The organism is Comamonas sp. GCA5, assembly GCF_036541385.1.
GTDB classification, from domain to species: Bacteria; Pseudomonadota; Gammaproteobacteria; order Burkholderiales; family Burkholderiaceae_C; genus Comamonas; species Comamonas aquatica.
Genome location: NZ_JAZHFR010000100.1, coordinates 1 through 10,936 on the forward strand (window position 1 = coordinate 1; position 10,936 = coordinate 10,936).

Sequence of the window (10,936 nt, forward strand, 5' to 3'; positions counted from 1 at the left end):
GCCACGGCCCGCAGCCAGGCGCGGCGGGTGTCGGCGGCGTGCAGCAGCACCTGCTGGGCGGCGGTGAGCGTGGCCTGCTCCAGCTGCCAGCCCTGCCAGCGGCTGCGCCACGGCAGGGTGATGAGCTGGACCAGGTTGAGGCTGAGCTGGCGCTCGATCTCGCGCTCATGGCCGTTGACGAAGCGCCCCAGCGTCAGCGTGGGGTTGAACAGGGTCAGCGCCTGGGCGCGCTGCGCATCCTGGCGGGCCAGCTGTGCCAGCTGGGCTTGCAGGCTGGGGCTGCGCAGCAGGGCGATGCGCACGGCGGTGTCGGCATCCACGGGCTGGCTCAGCCACTGGGCGATCTGTGCCTCGGTGGTGGGCTGGGCGCGGGAATCCGTGGACGGCAACTGGCTGTCGGCAGGCAGCCGGGACGCAGTGTGGCGGTCCACGGCGCTGCGCAGGCCATCGGGAGCCACGCTGGCGCAGCCCGCCAGCACCACGGCGGCGAGCACGGGGCTGAGTCGCAGGGCACGGCGCATCATGGCTGGCCTCCGTGCTGGTGCGTGCCGGGCGCTGTGGGTGCCGGCGCGGGTGTTTGCGCGGCTTCCCAGCGCAGCACATCGGCGTGGCCGCGCGCAAAGGTGGCCACGGCCGCATTCGCGGCGCGCCAGTCCTGCGGGTTGGCGACAAGGGCGCCGCTGGCGGGTAGTGCGGTGTGCACCAAGGGGCGCTGGGCCGCGGTGCTGGACGCCAGCTCGGTGGTGGGGGCCGTGGGCGGCGGCGATGGGGGGGTCTGGGCCAGGGCCCAGGGCCCAGGGCGTGGCCAGGCTCAGTCCGAGCAACCACGGGGTGACAAAGTGCGCGTTGCGCATGCAGCAATCTCCTGCGACAAGAAACCTTTCAGCGTCGGCCGCACGTTCTGCCCAGGGCAGGGGGCGTGCTGCGGACGCACCTCGGGTGTCAGGCCTCAGGCGATGGGTGGTTTGGTGGCTTGCACCAGCGTGGCGCTGGCAAAGTCGGCACGGCCGCTGGCCGGTGCGGCCTGCGTGGGCAGGACCTGGGAGGGCGCCAGCAGCATCGGCGAGGAGAAGACCGAATGGCAGATGCCACAGGCGGCACAGGCTGTGGTGTGGTGGCTGCCGCCGCACGCGGGGGCGGTGGGTGTTGCTTCACAGTGCAGTGCCTGGGTCTCGGCAGCATGCGCATGGGCATCGTCCGTCATGGCCGTTGCGTGGTGGTGGGCCTGTGGCGCCGTCTGCGCTGCGGCCACGGCCGTGGGCATGTGGTCCCCGGTGTTGGGCAGGCTGCCCATGGCCATGGCGTCGCCCAGCAGACCGCGCAGGGTCAGCAGCAAGATCATGAACAGGGGCAGCAGGCGGCGCATAGGCATGAATGATGCCAGAGTCGGCACAAAGTTCCGCGCGGCACCGTCAGCCGCCGTAGCGGCCCGGGCGGTGGTTCATGGACAGCACCTGGTTCAGGGTCAGGGCCGCCAGGATGGACCACAGGGCACGTTCCACATCGACGATGAAGAAGGCGCTCAGCAGGATCAGGCAGTCCAGCCCCATCTGCACATAGCCGGCGCGCCAGCCGTAGCGCTCCTGCAGGAACAGGGCGGCAATGCCCACGCCACCCAGGCTGCAGCGGTGGCGGAACAGCACCAGCATGCCCACACCCATCAGGATGCCGCCGACGACGGCGGCGTAGGGCGCCTGCACGCGCTCCAGGCTCAGGAACAGCGGCTGCAACTCCGACACCACGGCCAGCAGGCCGACGGCACAGAAGGTCTTGACCGTGAAGGCCCAGCCCATCTTGCGCACGGCCAGCCAGTAGAACGGAAGATTCAGCACAAAGAACCAGACCCCGAAGCCGATGTGCGTGGCGTAGTGCAGCGAAAACGCCAGGCCCGCCATGCCCCCCGTGACCAGCCCGGCCTGCTTGAACAGCGCCACGCCCACCGAGATCATGAGCACGCCGGTGAAGATGGCGGCCGCGTCCTCGAGCAGGGTGTGGGGCAGCGGTGCAGGTGCGGCAGGCTGGTGGCGGGTGTTCATGGTGGTGGAAATTTGTGCGTGTTATTTTTCAGGCGCACAGATTATGCGGCGTCTGTCCTCATCGGTCATATTTTTTGTGAGGGGTGGAGCGCAGGCGCAGGCCGTTGGCCACCACCAGCAGGCTCACCCCCATGTCGGCCAGCACGGCCAGCCACATGCTGGCATGGCCCATCAGCGCCAGGGCGAAGAAGGCCGCCTTGATGCCCAGGGCCAGCGCAATGTTCTGCCAAAGCACGCGGTGGGCACGCTGGGACAGGGCGATGGTGTCCGGGATGCGGCGCAGGTCGTCGTGCATCAGCACCACGTCGGCAGTCTCCATGGCCATGTCCGTGCTGTGGGCGCCGCCCATGGCAAAGCCCATGTCGGCCTGGGCCAGGGCGGGGGCATCGTTGATGCCATCGCCCACCATGCCGACTGCCCCTCGGCCTGCAGCTGGTGCATGCGGCGCAGCTTGTCCTCGGGCAGCAGGCCACCTTCGGCCTGCAGGATGCCTGCCTGCTGGGCGATGGCCTGCACGGCATCGGGGTGGTCGCCGCTGAGCACCACCGGGCTGATGCCCAGCGCCTGCAGCTGTTGCACGGCTTCCTGGGCATGGGGGCGCAGGCTGTCGGCCACGGCGAACACGGCCAGCACCTGCTGCGCGGTGGCCAGCAGGCTGACGCTGCGGCCCAGGCGCGTGTGGGCCTGCACGGCGGCCTGCAGGGCCGGGCTGTCCAGTTGCTGCTCCTGCGCCCAGCGCAGGTTGACCAGGTAGTAGGTCTGCCCATCGATGCGCGCCTGCACACCGCGCCCGGGCAGGGCCTGCAGGTCCTGGGCCGGCGAGGTGGGCACGCCCTCGGTCTGCAGGCCCTGGGCCACCGCGTGCGAGACCGGATGGTCCGAGCGCGAGGCGATCTGCCAGGCCCGTAAGGCGGCCTCAGCACGCGGGGTCTGCGCGGCGTCCAGCACGTCCCAGTCCACCAGGGTGGGCTTGCCCGTGGTCAGGGTGCCGGTCTTGTCCAGCGCGATGCTGCGCAGCTGGCGCGCGGCTTCCAGCACGCTGCCGCCCTTGAGCAGCACGCCCTGGCGCGCTGCGGCCGTCAGCGCGCTGACCACGGTGACCGGGGTGGACAGCACCAGCGCGCAGGGGCAGGCGATGACCAGCAGGGCCAGGGCCTGGTAGATGGCGTCCAGCCAGGTCCAGCCCAGCAGCAGCGGGGCCAGCACGGCCAGGGCCAGGGCCAGGACCATGACGATGGGGGTGTAGATGGCGGCAAAGCGGTCGACGAAGCGCTGCGTGGGTGCCTTGCTGGCCTGGGCCTGTTCCACGGCCTGGACGATGCGCACCAGCATGGAGTTGGCGGTGGCGGCACTGACGCGCAGTTGCAACTCGGCCTGCTGGTTGATGCTGCCGGCCCAGACGCTGTCGCCCGGGGCCTTGTCCACGGGCACGCTTTCACCGGTGATGGGCGCCTGGTTCACGCTGCTGTGGCCGGCGATGACCTCACCGTCCAGCGGGATGCGGGCCCCGGGGGCCACGCGCACCAGGGCGCCGGCGGGCACGTCGGCCGTGGGCACGGTCAGGCTGTGGCCATTGGGCTGCAGCACCTCGGTGGTGTCGGGCGCCAGGCGCAGCAGGTGGCGGATGGCCAGGCGCGCGCGGTCCATGGCGCGCTCCTCGATGCGTTCGGCGGCGGCGTACAAGGCCATGACCATGGCGGCCTCGGGCCACTGGCCGATCAGGAAGGCGCCGGTGACGGCCACGGCCATCAGCGCATGGATGCCCAGCTGCAGGCGCGCCAGGCTTTGCAGGCCGGCCTTGTACACGCCCAGGCCGGACAGGGCGATGGCCACCACGGCCAGGGCCATGCCGGCGTATTCCAGTGCCGGGTACTGCGGCGTGAACCAGTGCGAGATTTCGGCCAGCAGCGCCAGGCCCAGCGCGGCCCCGATGCGCGGCCAGCCGGGCAGCACGCCATGGTCGTGGCCGTGGTCGTGTTCGCCGCCTGCATGGTCGTGATCGTGGTCGTGCCCATGGGCCTCGGGTTTCCGGGGGGCGGGGCTGCAGCAGCCGCTTTGGTGTGTGTGTTGGGAGTCCATGCCATGATTGGAAAGCTGAAAGTAACTTCAAGGTCAAGCACCCATGACAGGATTGCGCATCGGAGAGGCCGCCCAACGCACCGGCGTGTCGGCCGCCAACATCCGCTACTACGAAAAACAGGGCCTGCTGGCGCCGGCCCTGCGGCAGGACAACGACTACCGGCTGTATGGCGATGCGGACCTGCACCGCCTGCGCTTCATCCGCATGTGCCGCGCCATGGACATGTCGCTGGACGAGGTGCGCACCCTGCTGGCGCTGGACGGCCAGCGCCCGGAAGACTGCCGCGCCGCCAGCCAGACGGTGGAATCCCACCTGCAGCACGTGCGCCAGCGGCTGGGCGAGCTGCGGGTGCTGGAGCGGGAGCTGCGCCAGCTCAAGACCCTGTGCGATGGCCGCCCGGGCGTGCAACCTGATCGCCACCCTGCATGCCCAGGCCGATGCCGAGTTACCGCCCGAACCCGGCAGCCATGTCAAACGCCATGTCTGAGGGGGCGCCCGCTTGAAAACAGGAGCGCATGGCGCGCGTGGAACCAGCCTTTCAGAAGTGGATTGATCTGAATGACGCTTTTGGTGTGCGCGATGCGCTCATCTTTTTGAACCAACCTGGGGGTGGGCCAAAACCGGTCGTGCTGCAGGCCGGGCCGTCTCGGCCGACAATCGACCGCATGACAGGGACGGACCACACACTACAGACCATGGACTGGAGCGGCGTGCGCGCCATGGTCTTCGACATGGACGGCACGCTGCTGAACACCGAACACGCCATCGTCACGGCCGCCAGCCAGACCCTGGTGCAACTGGGCCATGCCCCGCTGCCCGCGGCCTACCGCATGCCCAACATGTTTGGCACGGCGGCCGACCTGATGGCGGATGTGCTCAAGGAACGGCAACTGCCGATGCCGCAGGCTGGCAAGGCACAGCTGGGGCAGTGGTTCGAGCACCACTATGCCCAGCAGCCCCCGCATGGCGCGCCCTTGTACGCCGGCGTGCGCGCCTGGCTGCAGGCGGCGCGCGACCAGGGGTTGGCCCTGGCCGTGTGCACCAACAAGCAGCATGCGCTGGCCCTCCAGGGGCTGGAAGCGGCCGGCATCTTGGATCTGTTCCAGGTGGTCACCGGGCGCGACAGCTGCGGCGTGGCCAAGCCCGCGCCCGATCCGCTGCTGTTCACCCTGGGCCATCTGCATGTGCCGCCGCACGCGGCGGTGTTCTTTGGCGACACGCACGCCGACGCGGCCTGCGCGCAGGCGGCCGGGGTGCGGTTTGCATGGTTCACGGCGGGGTTCGGTACGGACTTGGTGCGCCAGTACCCGCGCGTGCTGGACTTTGCCGATTACCGCGGCCTGCCGCTGCCGACGGTGGCCCTGGCCTGAGGGCCATGCCCACGGGCTGCCGCGCAGCGCCGGGGCGTGCGATCTGCGTGATTCGCGTGGTGGGCAGCCGGCTCAGCGCAGACAGCTGGGGGCCGGGCCGCGAAAGCCCAGGGCCTGCGAGATCTCGTAGGCCGTGCCCTGCAGCTTGGGCAGCCAGCCTTCGTCCAGGCGGTCGGCCGGGGCGGAGATGGACAGCGCCGCGACCAGCTTGGCCTGGTCGTCGTAGATGCCCGCGGCCATGCAGCGCACGCCCAGTTCCAACTCCTCGTTGTCATAGGCCACGCCGGTTTCGCGGGCCTTGGACAACTCGCGCTCCAGCAGGGGCAGCTGGGTCAGGCTGTTGTGGGTGTTGCCGGCCAGGCCGGTGCGCATGGCGTAGGCACGCACGCGCTGGGGTTCGTCGGCCGCCAGGAACAGCTTGCCGTTCGATGTCAGGTGCAGCGGCGCATGGCCGCCGATGGCGCGCACCACCTGCATGCCCGAGCGCTCGCTGTACGCACGTTCCACATAGACGATCTCATCGCCCTGGCGCACGCTCAGGTTCACGGGTTGCTGGATCTGCTTGTGCAGCAGGCGCATGGCGGGCAGGGCGGCCTCGCGCACGCTCAGGCGGGCCTTGACCAGGTTGCCCAGCTCCAGCAGGCGCATGCCCAGGCGGTAGCTGCCCGACTCGGGGCGGTCTACGAAGCGGCCGGCGGCCAGGTCATTCAAGATGCGGTGGGCGGTCGAGGGGTGCAGGCCGGTGCGTTCGCTGATTTCCTTGAGGGAGACGGCCTCTTCGCGCGATGCCAGGACGTCGATCAAGACAAACATGCGCTCCAGCACTTGCACACTGGGTTTGGCGGGAGCGTCTTGATCGTTTTTCTTCATGGGGCATCCAAAGGCAAAGATGGCCGGATTCTAGCCCTCGTGGGTGTGGCCTGCTCACATTCTTTGGAGCGGTGGGTCGCATTCGCTGGCGTGACTCAGATTTTGTCGATGCGCTGCCACAGGTTGTTGCGCAAAACCTCGTGCGGGTGGAACTGCGCCTTGTAGCGCATCTTGGCCGAGGCCTCGATCCAGTAGCCCAGGTAGACGTGGGGCAGCCGCAGGCTGCGCGCGAAGGCAATCTGCCACAGCACGTTGTAGGTGCCGTAGCTGGCGTCGGCGTCCGGTTCGTAGAAGGTGTAGACCGCCGACAGGCCGTCTTCCAGAAAATCGATGATGGAGACCATGCGCAAGGCATTGTCGGCGGCGGGGTCGCGGAACTCCACCAGCCGGGTCTCCACCCGGCTTTGCAGCAGGAACTGCGTGTACTGTTCGATGCTGTCCTGGTCCATGCCGCCGCCGCTGTGGCGGGCGTGCTGGTAGCGCTGGTACAGGTCGTAATGCTCCTGCGAGAAGTGCAGGCGCTGCACGCTGGCTTCCAGTTGCCCGTGCTGGCGTGCTGCGCGGCGCTGGCTGCGGTTGGGGCGGTAGGCATCGGTCAGCACGCGCAGCGGCTCGCAGGCCTTGCACTGGCTGCAGTACGGCCGGTAGGTGAACATGCCGCTGCGGCGGAACCCCTGGGTGACCAGGGCCGAGTAGACCTCGGACTGGATCAGATGGCTGGGGGCGGCGACCTGCGAGCGCGCTTCCTGGTGCGGCAGGTAGCTGCACGGGTAGGGCGCGGTGGCATAGAACTGCAGGCTGTAGTGCGGCAGGTCATTGAGCTGTGTCATGCGTCGAAAGCCTCAGGAAATCAACCCAGGGGAAAGCGCATCCCAGTATACGGGGCGCCATTGCCAGTCCATGGCCGGGCGCTGCTGTTGGCGGGTGGCCTCGGCCAGGAAGCTGGCGCGGCTTTGTTCGCGCGCGCCCAGGGAGGCGAGGTGGGGCGTGGCCTGCTGGCAGTCGATCTGCGGCGCGCCGTGGTGGCGGCACAGTGCCACCAGCGCCGCCAGGGCCAGCTTGGAGGCGTCGGTGGCATGCGCGAACATGGATTCGCCATACACGGCATGGCCCAGGGCCACGCAGTACAGGCCGCCGACCAGGTGCCCGCCCACCCAGGTCTCCACGCTGTGGGCCAGTCCCTGTGCATGCAGGCCGCAGTAGGCATCGATGATGCTGGGCACGATCCAGGTGCCGTCCTGCCCGGCGCGGGGGGTCTGGGCGCAGTGCTGCATTACCTGGCGAAAGTCGTGGTCCACGCGCACCTCGCAGCCCGGGGTGCGCAGGAATTTGCGCAGGGTCTTGCGCAGCGACGGGTGCAGCCGGAAGTCACCGGTCTGTAGCACCATGCGGGGGTCGGGCGACCACCACAGGTTGGGCTGGCCGGGGCTGAACCAGGGGAAGATGCCCTGGCGGTAGGCCGCTTGCAGGTGTTTGGCATCCAGGGTGCCCCCCGCTGCCAGCAGGCCGGGCATGGGGGTGTCAGCGCCCCAGGCACGGGTCACAGCGGGGAACTCATCCTCGGAATCGAGCCAGATCAGCGATGGCGCTTGCATGTTTTGCTATGAACTTGGGAAGTGGATCGGTCGGGTGTTGCGCCAGCATGGGGGCCAGTGGGGTGGTGGGCTGCTCCTACAGTGAATGCTGTCCTATGGGGACAGACCCCGCCATGGGGCTTGCCTATGGTGGCGTCATGTCCTTGGGGCATTATGAAATGCGGTGTCGCCGCATGCGGATGGAAGGAGTGGCAATCATGTTCTTTTCCGGCATTTTCAGTGGTGAACCCCGTTACATCCGCCGTGCCCGGGCGTGTCTGCAGGAAGCGCGCATGGCCATGCTTGAGCATTCGATGGCGGCCGAGCACTACCACGCCTCGGCGGCCATGTATGCCGAGCGCGCGCGCCGGCTGGAGGAGGAGATCGCCCATTGGGAGGCGCGTAAGAAGGGGGCGGTGCTGATGGATCCCTTGCAGGATGCGGGCAAGTACATTGTGCCCAATCGGATTGAATCCGTGCCGGCAGCTGCCGCAGCAGGGGCAGCGTCGACTGTGGGGATTGTCCGGGCCGCTTGAGGCCCGGTCGGTAGCGTTGCGGTATCCAGTCCACTCGGATGGCGAGTGGGATGGGGGCGGCCAAGAAAAAAGCCAAGCATCTTGCAATGCTTGGCTTTTCAGAGTGGCTCCCCGACCTGGGCTCGAACCAGGGACCTGCGGATTAACAGTCCGTCGCTCTACCGACTGAGCTATCAGGGAACATTTCGGTGTGCCTTGTGCCTTGTGCAATTGCAAGGCGTCAATTGGGTGGCTCCCCGACCTGGGCTCGAACCAGGGACCTGCGGATTAACAGTCCGTCGCTCTACCGACTGAGCTATCAGGGAATATGCCGGTAATGTGTGCGCTGCTTGATGGCGCAACATTGAAATCTTGTTGGCTCCCCGACCTGGGCTCGAACCAGGGACCTGCGGATTAACAGTCCGTCGCTCTACCGACTGAGCTATCAGGGAACAAGACCTAGATTATATACATGGATTTTTGGCCGTTTTGGCAGTTGGCTCAAAAAAGTGGGAGCAGCCTGGGCCTATGCCGGTTCGGGGCGCCGCCACAGCCAAAGCAGCACGCAGGCCATGCAGCCGCAGGCCAGCCAGCGCACCCATACCGGCGTGGGGGTCAGCCACAGGATGGCTGCGCACACGGCCATCATGACGGTGGCACTGCGTTTGGCACGGCGGCTGACCAGGCCGCCCGCCTGCCAGTTCTGCAGCATGGGACCAAACAGCGGGTGCCGCCACAGCCAGGCGTGCATGCGTGGGGAGCTGCGCATGGCGGCCCAGCCGGCCATCAGGATGAAGACCGTGGTGGGCAGGCCCGGAATGAACACCCCGGCGATGCCCAGCGCCAGGGCCAGTACCGCCAGGGCACGCAGCAGCCACCGCGTGTACCAGTGGCGCGCCACGATCGGGGCGGGCACGGGGGCGGTGTCGGCAGCGTCTTCGGGCGGGGCAGGCAAGGGCATGTGGTCGATTGTGCCTGGGTCTGTGGCGGCATGGCCGGCCACGGTGGTGCGTGCCTGCATTAAAAGGAGCAGGTAGCGCTTTGTGGATCAGGGTTTGCGTATCCAATCCATCGGAACGGCTGATTTTGCGAGCGCTGCCAGCTATGGTTTTGTGAAGTGAAGTGAAGTGAAGTGAAGTGAAGTGAAGTGAAGTGAGGAGCTGGAGCTGGAGCTGGAGCTGGAGCTGGAGCTGGAGCTGGAGCTGGAGCTGGAGCTGGAGCTGGAGCTGGGCCGTTCCCCGGTGGCAGCCATAAAAAAGGCCTGCGGATGCAGGCCTCAAAGAGATGAAGTTGGAAGGCCTCTGTGGGCTTCAGGTCTTGGCGGAGGGCGTGTCTGCCAATTAGGTGTATCTAGGCATATCAAGCAACATCTGATTGAATGGTGAAGTACTTATAAATCAATAACTTGTTGTATTTTTTGATCTTAACCCATATCATCCAATCTTATGCACCGTGTGGGGCTAGATGTGGGGCTGATATGGCAAAGAAGATCACAGACAGACAGGCAAGGGCTATCAAGCCAACGGACAAACCTATAGCAGCAGGCGTGACAGGCTTGACGCTTCAGCCGACAACGGTTCAAGGGCGTGGAAAGTGGAATTTGCGCTTTGTGTCACCCGTCACAGGCAAGCGCCGTGACATGGGGTTGGGTGTCTTTCCCGATGTCGCAGTTGCTGCTGCACTGGAAGAGGCCGAGAAAGCGCGAAAGCTCATTGCAGCGGGCAATGATCCGATTGATGCGCGGCAGGTGCTACAAACGATTCCCACATTTGAACAAGCAGCGCGGCAAAGGTGGGAACAAGTTGCGCCAAGCTTTCGCAACGCCAAACATAAGACGCAGTGGATTACATCGCTGGAGCAGCACATCTTCCCCAGCATTGGGGCGCTGAAAGTTGACGCACTCACGCCAAAGCACTTTGCTGATGCGCTAGCCCCTAGCTGGCTTGGAATTCCTGAGACTGCCAAGCGCACGAAGATGCGTTGTGCTGATGTGATGTCTGCGTGCTGGGCGCGGGGCTTTACGCAATCAAACCCATTGGACGTTGTAGAGCACTTGCTACCCAGCAATGCAGCTGTATTCAGGCAGCACCACCAGCCCGCGATGCCTTGGAAAGACGTGCCTGCATTCATCAAGCAGCACTTGTCAGAAAAACCGATTGTGGGGGCAAGGGCAGCTTTGCTTTTCCTGATTCTGACCGCTGCACGTTCTGGTGAAGTGCGTGGGGCAACATGGCAGGAAATCGACTTTGATGTAGGTTTGTGGACAGTGCCTGCAGCTCGAATGAAAGCGGGAAAGGATCACCGTGTGCCCCTATCGGGGGCAGCGCTAGACCTACTGCGCCACCAACTTTTGGGAGAGCACAAGCCAAGGTGTCGGGTCCCGGACGATTGGCTGCTTAAAAACAAGCGTCCGTTGCTGCATGGCCGAGAGGTACTGCAAGCAGTTCTGGCAACATGGCAATCCCGTGCCAAGGAGTTGCCATGCTGATCA

10 protein-coding genes, 3 tRNA genes and 3 pseudogenes are annotated in these 10,936 nt (G+C 66.4%); 4 read left to right on the plus strand and 12 right to left on the minus strand.

Annotation, left to right across the window (positions count from 1 at the left end; all coding sequences use genetic code 11):
• The 5 genes and pseudogenes from SJH88_RS16840 to SJH88_RS16860 form a co-directional block, all read right to left on the minus strand.
• Positions 1 to 524: pseudogene (locus tag SJH88_RS16840) on the minus strand (TolC family protein); the annotation flags it as partial.
• The gene (locus tag SJH88_RS16845; RefSeq protein ID WP_274755151.1) at positions 521 to 703 is read right to left on the minus strand and encodes a hypothetical protein; all 183 of its coding nucleotides are present in this window, start codon (positions 701 to 703) and stop codon (positions 521 to 523) included. The pseudogene SJH88_RS16840 and the gene SJH88_RS16845, both read right to left, overlap by 4 nt.
• A 246-nt stretch (positions 704 to 949) precedes the next feature.
• Entirely contained in the window at positions 950 to 1,372 is a 423-nt protein-coding gene (locus tag SJH88_RS16850) for a hypothetical protein (RefSeq protein ID WP_274755152.1), read from the minus strand.
• 40 nt (positions 1,373 to 1,412) lie between these two features.
• Positions 1,413 to 2,036: a YitT family protein gene (locus SJH88_RS16855; protein ID WP_042413272.1), complete on the minus strand. Its 624-nt coding sequence runs from the start codon at positions 2,034 to 2,036 to the stop codon at positions 1,413 to 1,415.
• Positions 2,037 to 2,094: 58 nt separating this feature from the next.
• Positions 2,095 to 4,115: pseudogene (locus tag SJH88_RS16860) on the minus strand (heavy metal translocating P-type ATPase).
• Positions 4,116 to 4,158: 43 nt separating this feature from the next.
• Here SJH88_RS16860 and SJH88_RS16865 point away from each other — a divergent pair.
• Both SJH88_RS16865 and SJH88_RS16870 read left to right on the plus strand, forming a co-directional pair.
• Positions 4,159 to 4,603: pseudogene (locus SJH88_RS16865) on the plus strand (MerR family transcriptional regulator).
• A 178-nt stretch (positions 4,604 to 4,781) separates the two neighbouring features.
• On the plus strand, positions 4,782 to 5,486 hold the full coding sequence (locus SJH88_RS16870; RefSeq protein WP_274755153.1) for an HAD family hydrolase: 705 nt from the start codon (positions 4,782 to 4,784) through the stop codon (positions 5,484 to 5,486).
• Positions 5,487 to 5,558: 72 nt separating this feature from the next.
• Here the strand turns inward: SJH88_RS16870 and SJH88_RS16875 are convergent, their stop codons facing one another.
• From SJH88_RS16875 to aat, 3 genes are all read right to left on the minus strand, one after another.
• Positions 5,559 to 6,356, minus strand: coding sequence for an IclR family transcriptional regulator (locus tag SJH88_RS16875; protein WP_270152194.1), 798 nt, complete (start codon positions 6,354 to 6,356; stop codon positions 5,559 to 5,561).
• Between the two features lie 95 nt (positions 6,357 to 6,451).
• Positions 6,452 to 7,186 (minus strand): arginyltransferase, encoded by a 735-nt coding sequence (locus SJH88_RS16880; RefSeq protein ID WP_042413264.1) that lies wholly within the window; start codon positions 7,184 to 7,186, stop codon positions 6,452 to 6,454.
• Positions 7,187 to 7,198: 12 nt separating this feature from the next.
• On the minus strand, positions 7,199 to 7,951 hold the full coding sequence (gene aat / locus SJH88_RS16885; protein WP_270152195.1) for a leucyl/phenylalanyl-tRNA--protein transferase: 753 nt from the start codon (positions 7,949 to 7,951) through the stop codon (positions 7,199 to 7,201).
• Positions 7,952 to 8,148: 197 nt separating this feature from the next.
• Between aat and SJH88_RS16890 the strand changes: the two genes are divergently transcribed.
• Positions 8,149 to 8,466, plus strand: coding sequence for a hypothetical protein (locus SJH88_RS16890; protein WP_270152196.1), 318 nt, complete (start codon positions 8,149 to 8,151; stop codon positions 8,464 to 8,466).
• Between the two features lie 104 nt (positions 8,467 to 8,570).
• Here the strand turns inward: SJH88_RS16890 and SJH88_RS16895 are convergent.
• From SJH88_RS16895 to SJH88_RS16910, 4 genes are all read right to left on the minus strand, one after another.
• A tRNA-Asn gene (locus SJH88_RS16895) sits at positions 8,571 to 8,646 on the minus strand.
• A gap of 49 nt (positions 8,647 to 8,695) precedes the next feature.
• Positions 8,696 to 8,771: transfer RNA gene (locus SJH88_RS16900), tRNA-Asn, on the minus strand.
• Positions 8,772 to 8,821: 50 nt separating this feature from the next.
• Positions 8,822 to 8,897 (minus strand) — tRNA-Asn (locus tag SJH88_RS16905).
• A 74-nt stretch (positions 8,898 to 8,971) separates the two neighbouring features.
• Positions 8,972 to 9,400 carry a YbaN family protein gene (locus SJH88_RS16910; protein WP_043386171.1) on the minus strand — a complete coding sequence of 143 codons (429 nt, stop codon included), beginning with the start codon at positions 9,398 to 9,400 and terminating at the stop codon, positions 8,972 to 8,974.
• A 522-nt stretch (positions 9,401 to 9,922) separates the two neighbouring features.
• On the opposite strand from SJH88_RS16910, the gene SJH88_RS16915 reads away from it, so the two are divergent.
• Positions 9,923 to 10,933, plus strand: a complete 1,011-nt coding sequence (locus SJH88_RS16915) for a tyrosine-type recombinase/integrase (RefSeq protein WP_274755154.1) — start codon at positions 9,923 to 9,925, stop codon at positions 10,931 to 10,933.
• The last annotated feature ends 3 nt before the right edge of the window (positions 10,934 to 10,936 follow it).